The organism is Coleofasciculus chthonoplastes PCC 7420 (assembly GCF_000155555.1).
GTDB classification, from domain to species: Bacteria; Cyanobacteriota; Cyanobacteriia; order Cyanobacteriales; family Coleofasciculaceae; genus Coleofasciculus; species Coleofasciculus chthonoplastes_A.
In genome coordinates this window covers 183,971-203,875 of record NZ_DS989847.1, presented here as the reverse complement: position 1 = coordinate 203,875, position 19,905 = coordinate 183,971, and the positions used below count along the sequence as shown (strand labels likewise).

The window sequence follows — 19,905 nt, the reverse complement described above, 5'->3', positions numbered from 1 at the left end:
AGGCTTTCGCCGTTATTGATATTAAGGTTTAAATGCCGAACAGCTTACCTTGTTTTTACCAAAAGATGAGTAAAATAATACACAATGGCTATATCAATTGCGGTCGTTTCAATATTTGCCTGCCTTTAACCAACTAAATACCTGGGCAACGCTTAGATTTAATTCCAAAAACTCCGGTACAGGTAACGGATCATCACCTGTCATTTCCAAGGGTTGTTGTCCCGGTAGAAATACAAGAATTAAGCGCTCATCCGGGTCAATAAACCATCCTAACTGAGTGCCGTGTCTTAGACAATGGAGAATATTTCTGATCACCTTAGTCGCATTCTGATCGGGAGAGAGAATTTCAATTGTCCAATCGGGATGAAGCGCGAATACATTCTCTATTTCACCGTCAGCGTCAACGGGGATTCGTTCCCATTGAAAGACGGTAACATCAGGTACAATTGAACGTCCGCCAAACGTGCAACGCAGTTCTGGAAAAGCTAGAGCAATTTGCGAAGCTTCAGCGACTTGGTTTATCGTGTTGCAAAGTTTAAGCTGTAGCCGGGAGTGTTTGCCTTGGGGCATTGGTTTTTGATAGATGCGACCATTGATAAATTCACTGGCAGGTTTTGTCTCTGGCAGGTTGAGGAATTCGGTTAAGGTAATGGTTTGATTTAGCGTGGTTGTCATCGTTGTGCGATCGCCTCCTTCCCAATCAGCTATATCAGGACACGATAGTATCGTACCTCAGGGACACGGGTTCTTCGCCCTTAGACGAAGGCATACACCTAACCCACGATGGCGGCGTGACACAGCTAAAATGGTGGAATAAGGCTAAAGCCCTTACTACGAACCTGTATGTCAAACCATAAAGCCGCTTTAAGCAAGTTTGTATTTAATGGTTTGTTGGTCTAGGTATTGACGTACTCCCTCACTCATCTGTAGCAGGTTAGGTTCAACTTTTTTGCTCAGAAAATCCTCAACCACTGATGCAACCTTGTTTTTTAACAACGGTGGGACTCCCTGAATCCGCTTAGGATCAATCCTGATTTCGCCGCGACTTTCAATCAACGTCTGACCATGATCATTCAAAAAGCGATTCTTGCCAGCGCAGTGAACAGCTTCGGTAAAGGCATGAGTCTTGATACTCCATACCAGAGTATAATCTGACTCATTCCAGGTATTATATTCTGTCCACTTCAGCATATCTTTGCTCAACAGTGTTCTAACCGGAGCTGGAATCTCGCCACCACCGTGCCACTCGTTGACGGCGTGAATACATGCATTGTCTTGATGACGGGACTTCACCTCGATGCTCCGAACATTCGTCATATAGGGGATTAACTCCATTAACCTATCACGGTAGGTCGCAAAAACAATGGAACGAGAAAAGGGAATCTGGATATCAGTAGAGAGAATCATATATAGCTTTGTGGGTTAATTCTTCATAAATTGTAAGAGTAAGTGGCTAGAGCCAACCTCTCCTATAGGACTTATTTCCATGCGTCAGTTCAAAAACATCTCTGGGATAATCGCGCAACTCACTTGGGGATGAAATTCGATGTGACTTAGCCAAGTGTTGCCATTCGAGGTTGGCTACCCCTAATCCTATTATTAAGCCTTCATGAGGTCTTCATGAAGCTTTGATGAAGCTTGTGTGAAACCCTGGATAACGCTTGACACTCCCATCTGAAAATTTGTAGTCGTTAAGAGAGGAGGTTTGATTGTTCCTCGCATCACAACCCAGTCGCCAGTCACAATGAGAGTGGAGAGACAGGCATAAGTCTTATCAGTCCCAGGAACACAAACCATCGCTCAATCGAATCTACCCTGGTGAGTTATTATGCTTTTGGTTTTATTGATAACCTTAACAATCACCTTCGCAGCAGTTTGTGTGGTTGTTAACACGACAGAAGAAATCGTCCAGCTTGCCGCCGCGTTTACCGCCATGATTTGCCTATTGGTTAGCCTGGTGTTTGCCCCTGTGTGGCTTAAGGTGTTAATTGTACTCGCACCAATGGTGATCAAAAAACTCGCGATCGCGGGTATCAGCTTCACACATTTATAAGCCTGATGCCTTAGGCATAAGCCTGTTGGCAGAGAGGCTACGATCTTTCAAAAGGATACTCCGTAAGGAATACCTGCTGCCATTCTTCTTAAGTAGAGCTTGCTGCAAAAACTGGAAACCCTTAACAAGAAAGGGTTTCAGGACAATTAAAGGTTCATAAAGTGCAATAAATAAGCCTCGATAGATAAAAACTCCGACAAAATAGCGAGCCAGATGCTCGCACGACAACCGCTTTCCGTTCCCTATCCTTATTCAGCAACTCCTCAGTATGCCGAAGATTGAAGAGATTAGTCTAAGATCTTATATATCTTCCATGCAAAGTTAAACCATGAAAACTTTAAGATATATTGAAGCCCCAAAACATTTAAGACTTTGCTTTGAAAATAGGATTATAAGATAGTCCTGTCAACTTAATGATCACGGATAGATTAACACCAAAATTAAATCCCCATAATGCTCAAACATAATGTTAAGATTGAGCCAACAAGCTTTCCGGCTTTAGTCTCACGATTAAAACTCGTTTCCTGAAAATGGCTTTGGTGATTTTAGGCTAGTGACTTGGGAATAATAAACTCAAGCGGGCTGCTAATCCATTTATTTTAATAGTTTGACAGATGCAATTTAAGAAATTAGCGCTGATCTTCATGACAGTTACCCTACTCGTAAGCTGTTTACTGAGTATACTATCCGTGCGTTCGGAAAGTACGGATGCCAATCGTTCGGACAAAATCGCCAATAAAACCTCATCCCCTGTCATTCCACCCCCTCTGGAAACAGCGCTTGAGGAATTGCGTGTGATCCAAATCAAAATTGAAGGTGATATTCATCCCAAAGAGTACGGCGAAGATATACGTGATCTGACACCTATCGTCGAAAATGCCTACGGGGATGCTGAGATTCTAGCCACCGTTAAATCAGCGTTAGCCGGACACCAATTAGCGGTTCAATTCTGGGAGTGCGATCGCGTTTTTGGCTATGACGAACTTTTCCAATGCCGAGATCAAGTTCTCCAAGCCGTCTTCCAAAAATATCCCGATATCGCCGCCCAAGCCCAGGCAATCGTGGCTAGCGAAAATACCACTTACATTAGTGCGGAACTGGATGAAAATTCTGTCTTAGAGGCAATTTGGGAAAAGACAGGTATGGATACGAAAACGGCACTGCAAATGAGTAACCCAACGTCCTTGACTGCAGATAATCACACTCAAAACTAATAAGCTGTCATGCATTTAAATTTACAGCGCTTTTCAAGTAAGTGAGGTAAACAGACAGATCCCCGACTTCTCCAAGAAGTTGGGGATCTTGCTTAAGCCTGCAAAGCCAGGATTGCATTTTGACCCCCAAAACCAAAACTCCAACATAATACCTGGCGAACCTTGTGCCGACGTGCTTGGGTCACCAAATCTAAATCAAACGCGGGTTTGCCCAAGCCTACACAAGGCGGTAATATCTGATGCTTGAGTGCCATCAAACAAAACGCGACACCGATCGCGCCCGATGCACCTAAGGTATGACCCGTGGCTCCCTTGGTTGAACTTACCGCTACTCTATGGGTAAACAAATCATCCATTAACTGGGCTTCATTCTCGTCGTTTAACCGAGTCCCTGTGCCATGAGCGTGAATATAGTCGATCTCAGTTGGGGAAAGATGACTTCGAGCTAAACATTGCTGAATTGCGGTTATCGCACTCTTACCACTTGACTTTGGCGTAGTAAAATGGTATGCATCACAACTTAATCCCATGCCTAAGATTTGTCCATAAATTGGCACACCACGACTTAAGGCTAATTCTGCTGACTCCAACACCAAAACCGCTGCCCCTTCACCCAACACTAAACCCTCTCGTCGTTGGTCAAAGGGATAAGCCCCTGTTTTTGCCAAAGCCCCCATTTTGTCAAATCCTGCCAAGGTTAACCGGGTAATCGGGGCTTCCACCGCACCGACAATAACCCGTTGACATTGACCGATTTGGATCAGTTCAACCCCTCGTGCGATCGCCCAAATTCCCGTTGCACAAGCTGCCATGGGTGCCAACACAGGTGCCATCGAGCCAATTTGACGAGCTGTTGCGATCGCGGCTTGATGTGGCAATGTTTCTAACCAAGTCTCTTGCTTCAGCCGGGAGGAATGGTGACTAGAGAATAGCTCCCCTACGCCACCACTTCCCTGCTCAAAAGCGGCTCTGATCAACTCTTCCCAAGATGCCTGACAGCCACGACTAGAGCCAACCACCACACCACAATTAGGCATCGGTGTCTGAAGATTGGCATCAGCCAGAGCATCGGCGACGACGACCTGAGTCAACGTCATTAATGAACTTGGCACGGAATTGATTAGCGCCAAGGGTCGAACAGGTAATTCTGGAAAGGGTTGGTAAGAGCGAATCCCTGACTCACCATTAAGCAGTCGTTGCCAACTCTGTTCTAAACCCCCTAATGCGGAGATTAGACCAATTCCTGTAACAACAACCGAATGCAAACCCAAATTTTGACCCTTCACTTGCTGCGATTAGCGAACCGAGGTTCTAGAAGGGCGGGTTTCGTTAAGTTATTGGTTGTCTCCAAAACGTTATCTGTAAAACCCGCCCCTACACATCTACACCTCAGCTCCTTCAACTTCCCTTACCAAGCTGCACTAGGGAGATGCTTCTGCCTCAGACTCAGGTCGTTTCAGATTTTCCAGTCCCTGGGTGACTTCGGCTGACTCGATGCGATCGCCCACTTGGATAGTATCTACCACATCCATGCCATTTTTAACATAGCCGAACACCGCATAACTTCCATCTAGAAAAGGCAGATCCGATAGTGCGATATAAAACTGGGATGAGGCTGAATCTGGCATCGATGAGCGTGCCATCGCCACAGCACCACGAGTATGCTGCAACTGGGGAGGAGCAGAAATTCCAGCTTGCTCCAACGTTTTGCTATAGATGGGAGCCTCGGCATCCTTTGGCTTTATTTCTAAAGGAATGTAACGAGGCTGTCCTGTTTTCGGGTCAGTAAAACTCCCGGTTCCCAGACGCTCTACCGGAACATTGGGGTCTTTCCCTTGGGGATCACCTCCCTGAACCACAAAGGGTTGAGGTTCACGCACGACTCGATGAAACACTAAGCCGTCATAAAAACCCCGCTCGACCAAATCGACAAAATTCCCGGCTGTAATGGGAGCATTTGTGCCATCGACCTCAATGGTAATCGGAGAATCTTTAACCGTTAAAACAACGGTCGCTTTTCCCTCTAATTGGGGTAAGCTGCTAATTTGAGGATTAGTGACTTGAGCTACCGACGTTCCTGTTGTTGCGGCTGTTGAGGAATCCGTCGTGTTTTGGGATGTCACCTTTGACGGACTACAAGCTCCGAGACTTAAGCCAACAATTACTACCGCAACCAGGAACCAGCGCCGGACGATTACTTGCATATTTATTAACCTACCTTCTTGTAGCTGACGCTACTTAATCATTCTGCCTTATGGCTTAGAGCCTTCTGCCCTCTGCCTTTTCTCTATCAAAAAGGAGATAGTTAAACGGGATTTCCGATTACATGCCTTCTAGGGGGACAGCGAGGAAACGAGCCAGTTCTGCACCTTGGTTTTCCAGTTCCGATAGGGACAAAGGCTGTCCTACACGAGTGAGTGGAACCTCCCGGCGATCTTTGACGCGCAGGTAGAGAGTGCGGTTGGGATTAAGCCCTTCTTTGATCTCAACTTTAATCGATTGCACATCTTGAAGGCGACAGCTAAACTCGACTTTGCGGTTTTTGCCTGGAAAGCCCCAGCGAAAAACTTTTACCATTCCGGTTTCCTTGTTGAACTCATTGTATCCGCCGCCAACATCCCAAAGGATAACCAGCCAGAGATAGAGGGCAAAGAGCAAGCCAGCAATCCCGTAAAAGCTCATGGCGATGCCTTGAGGGATAAATTGTAAACCTCTGGTATCGCCCACAGGCAAGAGATCGCGTTGAAAATAACTGGAAAGTCCGGCTAAAAGAAATCCTGTACCACCGATTGAGGCGACTACCGCCCACCAGTAGTTGCTTAACCGCCGAGAGCCTAAAACAGATTGACGCAGTATTTTGTTCTCTTGTTGGGTTGGGGTGGCTGTCATACTATCCTGTTCCTTCACTCTCTACAATACGCTCCGCCTATTACTATGGTTATCCAAAACTTTAACTTTTTGAACTTAAGTAGGAACGGAGACCATAAACTCCCGCCACGCCTAAAAGCTCGCCTGTTGTGTGCCGCGTTGTGGTCAGCATGGGCAAGGTAGCCACAATGAACACACCTAAACCTGTCACCTTTTCGGTTTCGTCTATCCCATCTGTTGCAGCTCGAGCAGACAGGTAAACCCTAGCTGTGCGCTTGATCAAATTTTTGTTTCTTTTCGATGCCATTATTCCGGTGTGATGTATGGGTAATGGTCTTTGTACACCTGAGGGAGAGATTGTTCAATGGTTCACCCCCCCAAGAGCCGCTTCGGTTATTTTATGTCATCTTAGCTTGACCCAATAGAAAATAATAGCAAATAAAGTCACGTACATTGGAGAATTATTTACAATGCCATTTTTGGTTCCGTCCTGGATAGGGTCACAGACTTGGGCTGAAAGCCAACAGGTAGCTGCTCATAAGTCTTAAGCCAACCGATGACCCCTCGTGCTGCTCAAGGGCAATTCTGAGTCAGATGTATCAATTTGTAAATTTTCCAACCTTGACTATTATGGTATTCAAGCACTGAATCCCCTACTCTCCCTAGCGAAAATCGAGGATTCGTGTAAAAATATGATAGTTTAAGAAAAATTAAGTCCACGCCAGTTAAATTATAAGCTGGTAGCGCTAGGGTGCTTGACACACCCTGTATTCAGGCAAAGTTAGTCAAGTCGGCTGACTTTCTCACAGTTAAGGTACGCCGGGACTCGGCGAAACCCAAGCCGCGAAGGTTTGAAACGCCCAACCCTGAATTAACAGGGGTTAGGAAATAACACGATGCCTTTATGGCTTTGAGTCGTGTGCCTGGGAACCCGTTGATCGGGATATATGGAACGAAATTTCCATAGAATCTCCTTTCTAGAAGAAGGGAGAGTGTCAAAAAATTCCCAGTCTATCGCTGTGGAACTGTCAAGGGAAAAATCCTTGTAAACCCTTAATGTAAGAGGATTTGAAACGATGACCATAGCTGTCGGACGCGCTCCCAGCCAAAGAGGATGGTTTGACGCACTCGATGACTGGCTAAAGCGCGATCGCTTTGTATTCATCGGTTGGTCAGGTCTACTCCTGCTCCCCTGCGCCTACTTGGCGGTTGGAGCTTGGCTAACCGGTACAACTTTTGTTACCTCGTGGTATACCCACGGTTTAGCCTCTTCCTACTTGGAAGGCTGTAACTTCCTGACTGTGGCGGTTTCCACCCCCGCCGATACCTTCGGTCATTCCCTACTGTTACTGTGGGGACCTGAAGCCCAAGGCGACTTCACCCGTTGGTGTCAAATCGGTGGGCTTTGGACATTTACCGCCCTGCACGGTGCATTTGGCTTAATTGGCTTCATGCTGCGGCAATTTGAAATTTCCCGCGTCGTGGGCATTCGTCCCTACAATGCCATTGCCTTCAGTGGACCGATCGCGGTATTTGTCAGCGTATTCTTGATGTATCCCTTGGGGCAATCCTCTTGGTTCTTTGCTCCGAGCTTCGGCGTCGCCGGTATCTTCCGCTTCTTGCTGTTCTTCCAAGGGTTCCACAACTGGACACTGAACCCCTTCCACATGATGGGAGTGGCAGGTATCTTAGGTGGAGCGCTGCTGTGTGCCATTCACGGTGCAACCGTAGAAAACACCTTGTTTGAAGACGGTGAAGGGTCAAACACCTTCCGGGCGTTTAACCCCACCCAAGCCGAAGAAACCTACTCCATGGTGACGGCGAACCGCTTCTGGTCTCAGATTTTCGGGATTGCCTTTTCCAACAAGCGCTGGCTGCACTTCTTCATGCTGTTTGTCCCAGTGACAGGCTTGTGGATGAGTTCAGTGGGTGTGATTGGCTTAGCGGTAAACCTGCGGGCGTATGACTTCGTGTCCCAGGAAATCCGGGCAGCAGAAGACCCCGAATTTGAGACATTCTACACCAAGAACATTCTGCTTAACGAAGGTGTCCGGGCTTGGCTGGCGCCTCAAGACCAACCACATCAGAAGTTTGTATTCCCTGAGGAGGTACTACCCCGTGGTAACGCTCTCTAGTAGTTCCATGGTGGCGGGAAACCGCGACCAACAATCATCAGGTTTTGCCTGGTGGGCGGGTAATGCCCGTCTGATCAACCTCTCCGGTAAATTACTGGGGGCTCATGTTGCCCATGCTGGACTAATTGTCTTCTGGGCTGGGGCAATGACTTTATTTGAAGTTGCCCACTTTATTCCCGAAAAGCCCATGTATGAACAGGGCGCAATTCTTTTACCTCACCTAGCTACCCTAGGTTGGGGTGTAGGTCCCGGTGGTGAAGTGATTGACACATTCCCCTACTTTGTCGTTGGGGTACTGCACATCATTTCCTCTGCCGTTCTGGGTCTCGGCGGTATCTATCACGCTGTTCGTGGTCCAGAAACCTTAGAAGAGTATTCCGCCTTCTTTGGTTACGACTGGAAAGATAAGAACAAGATGACCACAATCATCGGGTTCCACCTGATTGTTTTAGGTCTAGGTGCTTTACTGCTCGTAATCAAAGCCATGTTTGTCGGTGGTGTTTATGATAGTTGGGCACCCGGCGGTGGTGACGTGCGGATCATTACGAACCCGACACTGAACCCGGCTGTTATCTTCGGTTATCTAACCACCTCTCCCTTTGGTGGAGAAGGTTGGATCATCGGCGTCAACAACATGGAAGATATTATCGGCGGACATATTTGGATCGGTCTGATCTGTATTTCTGGCGGTATCTTCCACATTCTCACCAAGCCTTTTGGTTGGGCACGTCGCGCCTTTATCTGGTCTGGAGAAGCTTATCTTTCCTACAGCTTAGGTGCTTTGTCCCTGATGGGCTTTATCGCGGCTTCGTTTGTTTGGTTCAATAACACCGCTTATCCCAGCGAATTTTATGGTCCAACTAACGCGGAAGCATCTCAGGCTCAGTCCTTCGTCTTCTTAGCCCGTGACCAACGGTTAGGGGCAAACATTGCTTCAGCGCAAGGTCCTACGGGTCTAGGTAAATACCTGATGCGCTCTCCGACTGGAGAAATCATCTTCGGTGGTGAAACCATGCGCTTCTGGGACTTCCAAGGTCCTTGGTTAGAACCCCTACGTGGTCCTAACGGACTGGATGTAGACAAGCTGAGAAATGATATTCAGCCTTGGCAACTACGCCGTGCGGCTGAATACATGACCCATGCACCGAACGGTTCGATCAACTCCGTTGGTGGAATTATTACGGAAATGAACGGGTTTAACTATGTTAATCCCCGTGCATGGTTGGCGGCGGCTCACTTTATCTTAGGATTCTTCTTCTTGATCGGTCACCTCTGGCATGCAGGTCGCGCTCGTGCGGCGGTTGCTGGATTTGAAAAAGGTATTGACCGTGAGAGTGAGCCAGTATTGTTTATGGGTGATCTTAACTAGATTGGTTCATTTCATCCACTGAAACTTAATTGGCTTGAAGGCTCTTGTTGAAACGCAAGAGCCTTTTTTTTTATGTGTCGTGCTGTGTAGATGCTGAAAATAGCAATGCTCTGGTTGAACAAACCTTCGCCCTTTAGAACCCGTTAAAACGGGTTTAAGCTTTTAGCCCCAACTTTAGTTGAGGGCTGATACTAAAGCGTGACTCATTTCATCTTAATAATCCCTTAATTTCCCGCCAAATCTGTGACTGATTAGATTGAACTCTGGGATGAGTCAAAACACCCTGACTGGGACTAAACAAAAATGCCAGCATAAAAAATCCAAAGGTGACTAACACAATAGCCGGACCCGATGGCAAGTTGAAAAAATAGCTCAAATACATCCCACTAATACTGGCAACAACGCCAATTCCTGACCCTAAAAGCATCATCTGGTGTAACCTTGTCACCAATAAATACGCCGTCGCCCCTGGGGTAATTAGCATGGCTAAGACTAGAATCACCCCAACCGCTTTGAGACTGGCGACGATGGTTAAAGCAATTAAAATCATTAAGCCAAAGTTGAGTAAATTTGTCGGTAATCCTGCTGCTTTTGCGCCTACGGGGTCAAAGGTATAATACATTAATTCTTTATACAGCAACAGAACAATGGCGAGGACAATGGCGGTAATTATGGCTGTATTGATCACTTCCTCCCCGGTAACGCTGAGGATATTGCCAAATAAAAAGTGATTTAGGTCAATCTTATTGTCTTTTTGAATAACTGTAATTAAGGTAATACCAAGGGCAAAGAAGGCGGAAAAAACAATCCCCATCGCCGCATCTTCTTTAATCTGCGATCGCGTTCTGATCCAGGTAATCACAATGGTACTGACAATACCTGCCAAGAACGCCCCCAGAAAGATATCCACCCCCACGATATAAGCGATCGCTAATCCCGGTAATACGGAATGACTAATCGCATCACCGAGTAAGGCGAGGCGTTGTACCATCAGGTAGCTTCCCACTGAAGCGCAGACGATTCCCACTAAGACGGCTGTCATTAGCGATCGCTGCATAAAGCTGTATTGTAGGGGTTCAATTAAAAGGTCAAGCATGATTTGTCATTGGTCTTATGTCATTGGTCTTATGTCATTGGTCTTATGTTAAATATCTCAAACGTTAGCCAGGGCGGGTTTTGTCGAAACGTTAACAAAAACAATCAATTTTAATCCCTAAACCCGCCCCTACACAATTCAAACATTAAGCGGCGTCTGAGAAAAATACGACTTGACCTCCATACGCCCGTTGTATGTTATTTGCCTGCATGACTTGTGGGCGGGAACCTGAGGCGATTAATTCCCGATTCAATAAAATTAAATCATCAAAATTGGTAATCGCTTCCCCTAAATCATGGTGAACCACTAACACGGTTTTCCCAGAATCGGCTAATTCGTGGAGAATCTCAAAAATAATGGCTTCGGTTTTTTTATCAATTCCCGCCATGGGTTCATCAAAACAGAAAATATCCGCTTCTTCCGCTAACGCTTTGGCGAGAAAGACGCGCTGTTGTTGTCCCCCCGATAATTGTCCAATCGGGCGATCGCGAAAGTCACTCATCCCTACCCGCGCTAATGACTGGGCGGCGATGCGCCGGGATACGGTGGAGAAACGTCGAAACCATCCTGTCTTGCGTATCCGCCCCATCAATACCACATCCCACACGGTTGCTGGGTATGTCCAATCAATCTGCGATCGCTGGGGTACATACGCTATCCTATCTAACTGATCGATCAAGGGTTTCCCCTTATACATCGCCGTACCACAGCTTGTCTGCACTAACCCCAGCATCGCTTTCATCAGCGTACTTTTCCCCGCGCCATTGGGACCAATAATTCCCGTCAGTCGCCCCGGTTGAATCTGACAGGTGATATCCTTGAGCGCCTCCACAAAACGGTACTGCACGCTAAGGTGTCCAATCCTTATGGGTTCCTGGTGGGTAATCGTGGGGCTTTGGGGGTTGGAGTCGTTTCTTTTAAAGATAAGCGTTGACATGATTAAACCGGGCAGATTGGGGAAAATGAAACAATTATGAGAATATTGTACATTTAAAAATGAAAACAATATGAAAACCACTATATAAACTTGATGACCGGAATAACTCACTCGCAGGGTAGAACTCAGTTACAGGGGTGTACAGGTGTAGGGGCGGGTTTGACTGATAACGTTACCCCCTTGTACAGACACGCCATGGCGAGTTCACGTCGGTTAGGTAGAGCGATCGCGAAATCCGACAGACTACCTCATCGACGTTGGGTTGAGCAAAGTCGAAACCCAACCTACAACGGTGGCATATTTGCACTAGCTGGGGTGATGCTGGGACTTTGGCTGAGTGGCTGTGAGGCGACAAATCCGAATCTCCAAGGGATTGACGCTGAGGATAAACCCAACGTTGTCGCTACCAGTACCATTATTGCCGACTGGACCGAACAAGTGGGGGGAGATGAGATCGAGTTAACCGGAATCCTGGAACCTGGTGCTGATCCACACGTTTACGAACCCGTACCTGCTGATACCATTGCCTTAGAACAAGCCGATTTGATTCTCTACAACGGGTATAACTTAGAACCCGCCCTGATTAAACTGATGCAGTCGGCGGGGGTAAATGCCAAAACCTTTGCTGTTGGCGAAATTGTCACCCCCTTAGACTTTGAATATCAAGGAGAAACCGAACCTGATCCTCATGTTTGGGGAGATGCAGAGCATGGGATTAAAATGGTGAATGCCATACGCGATCGCTTAATTGAATTATCACCGGAAGACAAAGACAAATTTACCGCCAACGCCGCCCAACTCACGGCTGAATTGGAACAAGTTGATACCTGGATTACTCAGCAAATTCAAACCATCCCCGCGAATCAGCGTAAACTGGTTACCACCCATGACGCCTTTCAATATTATGCTCAAGCTTATGGATTAGAAGTGATTGGCACACTAATCGGAATTAGCACCGAAGAACAACCCAGCGCCCAAACCGTGAAAACCCTATCCGATGCGGTAAAAGAAGCTAGGGTTCCCGCTATTTTTGCCGAAACCACGATTAACCCTGCTTTAATTGAAACCGTTGCGGAAGAAGCAGGGGTCAAATTAGCCCCATCCGAACTCTATTCTGATTCCCTAGGCGCACCTGGAAGTAAAGCGGATACTTATGTGAAAATGTTGATTACCAATACCCGTACTATTGTCGAAGCGTTAGGGGGTGATTATCAAGCATTTTTAAACGGGGGCAATTAATGTTAACGGTGGAGATAGTCTTATGTCTTATGTCTTATGTAGGGGCGGGTTTAGACACTAAACTTGCTTGTCATTAATAACTGAACAACAAAACCCGCCCTACCTCACCAGTAACTGAACAACAAAATTTGACCGGATAAACTGTTCGGCATTTAAAGCTTAATGTTAATAATGGCGAAATCTTTGTAGTGCGTTTAGCGAAGCCATGCCGCAGGTTTTGCATCTTGCTCGCTACCCATTCCCAATTTATAGCAATCGCCATAGCGGTTAGGACACATCATTTATGTAGAGACGCGCCATGGCGCGTCTCTACAATAGTGCCTCACCCAGCTTCCTGTATCATCCACACCAAAAACCCTAAAATTTGCTCCACAGGTGGCAGAGGATAATCAATTAAATCAATGGTTACGGTTTGTCTTTCTAGCTTCAGAAATCGCCATTGAGTGCCACTACTAACTGCCCCATAAATCGTGGAAATAGGTGTTTGCTTTGCCTGATTAAATCGCTGTGCTGCAACCATTTCAGCAATACATTGCCCAAATCCTGTTCTCAAATCTGCTTTTTTTGCCTCGATAATAATCAAGACTGGCGCTTCAATTTCTAGAAGTTCCTCGGAACGACTCAATAGAAAATCACACCGTCCATTAAGTCCAAGTGATTCATCAACGGTGAAATCCTCTCCCGAAAATAAGCTGACCCGTCGTTGCAGGATGCGCCGAACTTCCAGCAAAACTGGGTAAATAATGCCTTCCGAACGCGCTTTTTCACTAGCCGATGCTGCTAAAGGTAAACTTTCTTCTAAAAAGGATGTCAGGGTGGGGGACGGTTGAATGGGTTCAATATCTGGTAAAAAGTGAATCCCTTCGGCTGTGGTTAAATTAAACGCTTCTTTGACTTTACCAATAGTAGTAAATTGACTGTAGGGCATAGCTGAATAGTGATAAGGACAGGTTTTGTGGTTCAGCTATTGGTGAGCAAGGGCGGGTTTTGTTGTTTCGTTAGTGGTGAGGAGGGCGGGTTTTGTTGTTTCGTTAGTGGTGAGGAGGGCGGGTTTTGTTGTTTCGTTAGTGGTGAGGAGGGCGGGTTTTGTTGTTTCGTTATTGGTGAGGAGGGCGGGTTTTGTTGTTTCGTTATTGGTGAGGAGGGCGGGTTTTGTTGTTTCGTTATTGGTGAGGAGGGCGGGTTTTGTTGTTTCGTTATTGGTGACTAGCTGAATTGATTCCCTAAACCCGCCCCTACGATTGATTCCCTAAACCCGCCCCTACGATTGATTCCCTAAACCCGCCCCTACGATTGATTCCCTAAACCCGCCCCTACACATGACAAATGACCAATGACAAATGACCAATGACAAATGACCAATGACAAATAACTAACGCCGTCTTCTTCCCATCGAACGCCGACTGCTGCCAAAACTGCTACCAAAACTACCGGAACGATTCATCCGTGTCGAACTGGATTTATTAGAACGGCGCAAATTACTAGAACCGAAACCTGAACCTGTTGCCCGATTAGCTTTTTGGCGATTTTTACGAGCCGTTGGTGATGTATTCGATGAGCGTCTTAATTGACCGGTACTGCGGAATGTTTGACGATTTTTTACGGCAGGTGGCGGTTGATTATGACGGGCTTGATATTGGTCTACCGCTTGAGAGTAGGTGCTTCCATATCCACCATATCCGGTCATAATTCCACCGTGATAAATCGGCGGTACATAGTAGCTGGGTCGAAATAATAAACTCCCTAAAGCTTGACCCGCCATAGCGCCTGCAAATGGTGTCCAGAAATTGGATTCCCGCCGCACGATTACGGTTTCCGGTTGACCCGTTTGCGGATTGGTTTGAGTTTCGGTAACATTATGGACATATTCAATCCGAAAGTCTTCACTTAAGTGCATATCGGCTTGACCATTTTCGATTTGCAAATAAGTCTTTTCACCTGTCGCTAGTTCCTCATCGGTTAGACGGGCTAAGCGCAAATCGGGACTACGCAAGACAGGGGGTGTACCAGGTGGTGTATTTAGCAACATCACGCTATATTCACCACTGACATCATCATAAGTGGCTTGTTGAACGGGATATTTCCCATCACTGAACCGCTTGGCATTTGAGGTAACATTGACCGTCTGATTGGGGCTTTGGGCGACAGAAGGCGAACCACAAGCGAGGGTGGTTAGACACAATGCCAAAGACATGAAAAGGATAATAAATTTTCGCAGCATATCAGAAAATTATTGAATTGAGCGATTCATTAGGGATTCAGCTCATCCCATGCCTTGCTAAAATAGCACAATGCAACAGATTACAGGGACAACCAAACTCTTAGGCGTAATTGGTCATCCGGTGGAGCATTCTCTATCACCAATTATGCACAATCGCGCGATCGCACAGTTGGGTGTGGATTATGTCTATCTCCCTCTCCCCGTCAAACCAGAGGATTTAGATGTCGCCGTGGCGGGGTTTGCGGCGATAGGGTTGCAAGGCTTTAATATCACGATTCCCCATAAGCAAGCCATTATCCCCCTCTTAGCCGAGGTATCCGATATCGCCCAACTGGTGGGTGCCGTGAACACCGTTTGGCGTACTGATAAAGGGTGGAGTGGGACAAATACCGATGTCTTAGGGTTTATCGCCCCCTTGAACCAATATCAGCGAGATTGGCATCACACCAAGGCGGTAGTATTAGGCTATGGTGGTGCAGCACGCGCTGTTGTCGTGGGATGTATGCAATTAGGGTGTCCAGAGATTTGGGTTGTGGGTCGTAATCCCTATAAGTTAAGTCAGTTTCAGCAAAGTTGGGCAAATACTCCCTTGTCTAAGATTCTACAGGCTTATCCCTGGGAGGAAATGCCACAATTACTACAACAAGCCGATTTACTGGTGAATACAACGCCTGTGGGGATGTCTCCTCATGTCAATGAATCTCCTATCGATGAAGAAATAATACAGAGATTACCCAAAGGTGCGATCGCCTATGATTTAATTTACACCCCCAATCCCACAAAATTTCTACAACAAGCCAAACAACAAGGCGCGAATCCCATTGACGGCTTAGAAATGTTAGTCCAACAAGGTGCAGCCGCGTTACAGATTTGGTTAGGACAAACACCACCTGTTGAGATTATGCGAGAATCCTTACAGCAGAAATTAGGTTTGTAGGCTCGTAGTTGCGCTGTCTTCGCCTCAAGTGTTCGCATCGTTTACTACAAACAGCTAAAGATGACCTCTCCCCCAACCCCTCTCCTGCAAGGAGAGGGGAGCAATTTAAAAGACCTCAATTGAATAAACCCGTCCTGAACATAGGTGCATAGAATAGGAGTCAACGTTGATAAACTTTGCCGAAATTTTAATTGACCTGCTCATACTGCAAATATTCCAGCATCAGTAAACGCAAGTAATCCAACATTCTAATATAACCCTTTATTTGCTCATACTTGCCATTACTGCCAAAGTAAAACTGGACGATAACAGGTATTCTAAAAACTCGTATTTCTCGCAATTGCTCCATTGCCTGGGTTTCATTTATAATCCACCCTTGTGCCTGAATTTGATTGGCATAGCCCCGGAGAGTGACCGTTAACAGTTCAATTTCCTCTAACAGGGAAAACTCTTCATTAGATGGACGAAAATTAGCCACAATTTCTTTTCGCTCTCTTTGAATATTCTGATAGGCTATTTTTATCTCATCTAACAAATGCACAATATGAGTTTTAGTTGCTTCTCTCTCATTTAAAACAGCTTCACTCATATCTCTGCTATTGTCTCCGACTCAAGTAAGGGTCTTGCTGCCCATCATTATATTGTGAATGCCTTGAAAGAGCGATCGCGATCGTGCGTCTATCCCCAGTTAGCTCTTATGGGACGATTTTGTTGCTTGGCTACCGCCCTTACCTGACATCAAAATCTCAAAATGCGTTTTCATAGTTGACATTGTCAGATGAATGAGCTAACTTCATCATAGAACCAAGCTTTAAGCTTTGGAGATTTGCCCATGCCCGACGGAGACATTGTTCACAGTAAGCTCCCACGAATCTACCAGAAGCTGTACCGATGGCTTTGTGAAGGAAAAGCCAATACAACAGAATGCGGTCGGGTTGCGATGGAAGCACTCAAACGAGACCTAATGAGAAAAGGCGATCTTGCTATCAGCCTCGCTAAGCGCATGGGAGAAAGCTTGGAACGAGTAATAAACGATGCTAGTGAAAATAGCTCTGTGGATTGGGCTGCTTTAAGTACTGAGTTTGATACCTTAGCTGGACAAGTCTATGGACGACCTGACCTCAAGGAACTTACTCTTCGTGCTGCTAGAAGTGTTCTTCACGATCTCAGATATGGGCCAGACATAGATACTGACAATACTACAGAGGCAATCGTAAAGCGGTATATGTATGAAGTGTACGAATCGGAATTTAAACAACGTACTCCGCTAACCTCTGAACATTACGCTGGGATTGACGAAGTGACCCTTAACAGGCGTACTGAGGAAATTGCTCCAGACATTCTTACTGCAATAAGCAAATGGGCTAAAAAGGCAACTGAAGATCAAAGTGTAGCAAACCTGCGATTGCCGCAACGCAAAGGATTGAAGCCAGTAGACCTGGATGAGGATCTCCTATGAACTGGGGGTTAGACATGATGAAGAAGCACTACACCCACGATAGCGATTATACGTTGCGCTTTAGTCCAGTACTCAATAGCAATGGATGTGTTCACTTTATCGATCACTCCAGAAATAAGGAGAATACCTTTGGACTAACTGTCGATGATCAGGAGTTTGGATACAGGGTTCAGCCAAGGTTTCCCTCTGTTATTGCCGATCTGATTGACCTTGCTGTTGCTATCCATGCTTCAGATCGCCTTGCTGTCCAACATTTGCGCCAAGAGCAAAGCCGCATTCGTGTAGTGCTTCCAGTACGTCATCCAGAATTGCTGAACACTAAATCATTTCAAGCAAAACTAGAAAATCTGCTTAGGTGGGCGACTGGAAGTCGATGGGCTTTTGACTTCCAAAAACGAACTGCGTCAGGGCGAATAGTTGAACAGGAGGAACGGATTTTTCCGAATGACCCAGAAGAGTGTGAAGTAGCACTATGGAGTGGTGGTCTTGATGCTCTTGCAGGTCTTTATAGCCGACTTCAAACAAATCATGCAGCATCATTCATGCTGTTCGGAACTGGCAGCAATAATAATGTCTACGCCCGTCAAGAACACGTATTTAAAGCACTCCAGCCTTCCTTCCGTGATCGTCTCAATCTTTGCCGAGTTCCCATTCGTTTCTCTGACAGCAGCCGACATCAAAAAAACAAGATTCCTCGTGCCAGAGGTATTGTGTTTACCTTACTGGGTGCTGCTTATGCGTATCTCATGGGTCAGCGAGTTCTTTATGTGTATGAGAACGGAATCGGTGCGATTAATCTTCCGTACCGCGCATCTGCTGTGGGATTAGATCACTCCCGTTCTGTTCATCCGCTGACTTTACTTATGGTGAGCGATGTTGTTTCAGAGCTTTTTGGAGAAGAGTTTCGGGTGCGTAACCCGTTCCTCTTTTGGACTAAAGCTGAAATGTGTAGAGCTTTAGCTGAGGATGGCAGAAGCGACCTACCGCCACTTACTAAGTCATGCGACAGTCCACACCGTCAGCCTCAGCAACCAATTCAGTGTGGATACTGTTCCTCTTGTATTTTGAGGAAGCAGGCGCTGGCTGCTTCAAAAATAGAAGACAGGACTCGCTATGTAGTGCCTCATGGAAACCGCCCAGCTAAAGATCCAAGCTTGCATCTACGTAATATGCTTGTGCAGGTCTGTACCTTCCGTCGCCTGCTTAGTGCCTCAGATCAATGGGAAGCTTTAACTAGAGAGTTTCTTCAACTAGACGACATCGTTGATCGAAGTGCTGCGGCTGAAAACTTATTGCCTGCTGATATGCAAAGCCGTCTGATCAAGCTTTATCAAACTTACGTTGCTGAATGGGATACTGTAGAATCCCGGATTGCCGCCGAGATTTTAGATCAAGATAGCAACCAGCAAGCATCTTCAGCGCTGGCACTCTAAAAAGTTGAGGGACTCTTGCCATGACGAACAACATCCTTGACAAAATTGATACCCAGAGATTGGGAGAACTCCTTCAACAAGCGCGTAATCAGTGTGGCATGACCCAAGCGGATGCGGCTAACGTCATCGATGCAGCGCGTACAACGATGGTTGCGATTGAGAAAGGAGAGCGCCGTCTTAAGCCCAATGAATTGATCAAACTTGCCCGTGCTTACGGACGAGCCGTCAGCGACTTTGTGCGACAACCTCCCGTGGCGCAACCGTTCGAGGTTCAATTCCGAGCCGCCTACCGACGCAATCAAGTGGAAGAGTCACAGATTGAACCTGTCATTCAACTCCTAGAGGAGTTGTGCCAGAATTATCTGGAACTTGAAGAAATTATGGATGCACCACTCCCGCGAAACTATCCTCGCGAGTACCATCTGAGTGGTATGCCTATAGAGCGGGCGGCGGAGAGTATTGCCGTTGAAGAACGTCAACGCCTCGGTCTTGGAGATGGTCCCATTCCTCTGCTTCGAGACATCTTAGAGCAGAGTGTAGGACTCCGTATCTTTTACTTAAAAATGCCACCAAAATACTCAGAAATCTATAGTTACGACGAGCAACGGGGTGGCTGCATGGCAATTAATGCTCATCACCCCGAAGAACGGCGACGTTGGTCATTAGCTCATGGATATCTTCATTTTCTTGCTCATCGACGCAAGCCTGTACTTGATTTTGAGGGACAGTACAAGAGAATGCCAGAAAGTGAACGACTCGCAGAAGCATTCCCGAAATATTTTCTGATGCCGACGAGTGGCTTACTTAAACGGTTTAACGATATGTACCGTGCTAATGGTAAGTTCACTCCCACCAATTTATTTACGTTGGCTCATTACTACGGCGTATCCGTACAAGCACTTATTTATCGGTTAGAGGAAATGGAACTTCTGCCATCTGGAACA

At 46.4% G+C, this 19,905-nt stretch carries 19 protein-coding genes and 1 pseudogene; 9 read left to right on the top strand and 11 right to left on the bottom strand.

Annotation, left to right across the window (positions count from 1 at the left end; all coding sequences use genetic code 11):
* Positions 1-108: 108 nt before the first annotated feature.
* Entirely contained in the window at positions 109-675 is a 567-nt protein-coding gene (locus MC7420_RS11680) for a Uma2 family endonuclease (RefSeq protein ID WP_006100398.1), read from the bottom strand.
* Between the two features lie 189 nt (positions 676-864).
* On the bottom strand, positions 865-1,407 hold the full coding sequence (locus tag MC7420_RS11675; RefSeq protein ID WP_044206640.1) for a hypothetical protein: 543 nt from the start codon (positions 1,405-1,407) through the stop codon (positions 865-867).
* Between the two features lie 472 nt (positions 1,408-1,879).
* On the opposite strand from MC7420_RS11675, the gene MC7420_RS11670 reads away from it, so the two are divergent.
* The gene (locus tag MC7420_RS11670; protein WP_232231692.1) at positions 1,880-2,053 is read left to right on the top strand and encodes a hypothetical protein; all 174 of its coding nucleotides are present in this window, start codon (positions 1,880-1,882) and stop codon (positions 2,051-2,053) included.
* A 614-nt stretch (positions 2,054-2,667) separates the two neighbouring features.
* Positions 2,668-3,267: a hypothetical protein gene (locus tag MC7420_RS11665; RefSeq protein ID WP_006100740.1), complete on the top strand. Its 600-nt coding sequence runs from the start codon at positions 2,668-2,670 to the stop codon at positions 3,265-3,267.
* Positions 3,268-3,359: 92 nt separating this feature from the next.
* On the opposite strand, the gene MC7420_RS11660 is transcribed toward MC7420_RS11665, so the two are convergent.
* From MC7420_RS11660 to MC7420_RS39555, 4 genes and pseudogenes are all read right to left on the bottom strand, one after another.
* Positions 3,360-4,532 carry a beta-ketoacyl-ACP synthase gene (locus MC7420_RS11660; RefSeq protein WP_006100412.1) on the bottom strand — a complete coding sequence of 391 codons (1,173 nt, stop codon included), beginning with the start codon at positions 4,530-4,532 and terminating at the stop codon, positions 3,360-3,362.
* Positions 4,533-4,688: 156 nt separating this feature from the next.
* On the bottom strand, positions 4,689-5,471 hold the full coding sequence (locus MC7420_RS11655; RefSeq protein ID WP_006100712.1) for a peptidylprolyl isomerase: 783 nt from the start codon (positions 5,469-5,471) through the stop codon (positions 4,689-4,691).
* A gap of 118 nt (positions 5,472-5,589) precedes the next feature.
* Positions 5,590-6,156, bottom strand: a complete 567-nt coding sequence (locus MC7420_RS11650; RefSeq protein ID WP_006100429.1) for a photosystem I assembly protein Ycf4 — start codon at positions 6,154-6,156, stop codon at positions 5,590-5,592.
* A gap of 14 nt (positions 6,157-6,170) precedes the next feature.
* Positions 6,171-6,347: pseudogene (locus tag MC7420_RS39555) on the bottom strand (hypothetical protein); the annotation flags it as partial.
* Positions 6,348-7,211: 864 nt separating this feature from the next.
* Between MC7420_RS39555 and psbD the strand changes: the two are divergent.
* Positions 7,212-8,270: a photosystem II D2 protein (photosystem q(a) protein) gene (psbD, locus tag MC7420_RS11645; RefSeq protein ID WP_006100727.1), complete on the top strand. Its 1,059-nt coding sequence runs from the start codon at positions 7,212-7,214 to the stop codon at positions 8,268-8,270.
* 7 nt (positions 8,271-8,277) lie between these two features.
* Positions 8,278-9,639 carry a photosystem II reaction center protein CP43 gene (gene psbC, locus MC7420_RS11640; RefSeq protein WP_083798991.1) on the top strand — a complete coding sequence of 454 codons (1,362 nt, stop codon included), beginning with the start codon at positions 8,278-8,280 and terminating at the stop codon, positions 9,637-9,639.
* Between the two features lie 208 nt (positions 9,640-9,847).
* On the opposite strand, the gene MC7420_RS11635 is transcribed toward psbC, so the two are convergent.
* Both MC7420_RS11635 and MC7420_RS11630 read right to left on the bottom strand, forming a co-directional pair.
* Complete coding sequence (locus MC7420_RS11635) at positions 9,848-10,735, bottom strand: metal ABC transporter permease (RefSeq protein ID WP_006100597.1); 888 nt, start codon at positions 10,733-10,735, stop codon at positions 9,848-9,850.
* A 145-nt stretch (positions 10,736-10,880) separates the two neighbouring features.
* A complete protein-coding gene (locus MC7420_RS11630; RefSeq protein ID WP_083798990.1) occupies positions 10,881-11,672 on the bottom strand; it encodes a metal ABC transporter ATP-binding protein in 792 nt (263 codons plus the stop codon).
* Between the two features lie 93 nt (positions 11,673-11,765).
* Between MC7420_RS11630 and MC7420_RS11625 the strand changes: the two genes are divergently transcribed.
* Positions 11,766-12,911: a metal ABC transporter substrate-binding protein gene (locus MC7420_RS11625; RefSeq protein ID WP_006100601.1), complete on the top strand. Its 1,146-nt coding sequence runs from the start codon at positions 11,766-11,768 to the stop codon at positions 12,909-12,911.
* Between the two features lie 322 nt (positions 12,912-13,233).
* Here the strand turns inward: MC7420_RS11625 and MC7420_RS11620 are convergent, their stop codons facing one another.
* Positions 13,234-13,839: a hypothetical protein gene (locus MC7420_RS11620; RefSeq protein WP_006100549.1), complete on the bottom strand. Its 606-nt coding sequence runs from the start codon at positions 13,837-13,839 to the stop codon at positions 13,234-13,236.
* A 444-nt stretch (positions 13,840-14,283) separates the two neighbouring features.
* Positions 14,284-15,132, bottom strand: coding sequence for a hypothetical protein (locus tag MC7420_RS11610; RefSeq protein ID WP_006100683.1), 849 nt, complete (start codon positions 15,130-15,132; stop codon positions 14,284-14,286).
* A 70-nt stretch (positions 15,133-15,202) separates the two neighbouring features.
* Between MC7420_RS11610 and MC7420_RS11605 the strand changes: the two genes are divergently transcribed.
* Positions 15,203-16,069 carry a shikimate dehydrogenase gene (locus MC7420_RS11605; protein ID WP_006100557.1) on the top strand — a complete coding sequence of 289 codons (867 nt, stop codon included), beginning with the start codon at positions 15,203-15,205 and terminating at the stop codon, positions 16,067-16,069.
* A 187-nt stretch (positions 16,070-16,256) separates the two neighbouring features.
* On the opposite strand, the gene MC7420_RS11600 is transcribed toward MC7420_RS11605, so the two are convergent.
* A complete protein-coding gene (locus tag MC7420_RS11600; protein WP_006100667.1) occupies positions 16,257-16,658 on the bottom strand; it encodes a hypothetical protein in 402 nt (133 codons plus the stop codon).
* 243 nt (positions 16,659-16,901) lie between these two features.
* On the opposite strand from MC7420_RS11600, the gene MC7420_RS11595 reads away from it, so the two are divergent.
* From MC7420_RS11595 to MC7420_RS11585, 3 genes are all read left to right on the top strand, one after another.
* Positions 16,902-17,528 (top strand): hypothetical protein, encoded by a 627-nt coding sequence (locus MC7420_RS11595; RefSeq protein WP_044206634.1) that lies wholly within the window; start codon positions 16,902-16,904, stop codon positions 17,526-17,528.
* Entirely contained in the window at positions 17,525-18,961 is a 1,437-nt protein-coding gene (locus tag MC7420_RS11590) for a 7-cyano-7-deazaguanine synthase (RefSeq protein WP_006100419.1), read from the top strand. Before MC7420_RS11595 ends, MC7420_RS11590 begins: the two co-directional genes overlap by 4 nt.
* Positions 18,962-18,981: 20 nt before the next feature.
* A partial coding sequence (locus MC7420_RS11585; protein ID WP_044206631.1) for an XRE family transcriptional regulator occupies positions 18,982-19,905 on the top strand: 924 nt, incomplete at its 3' end.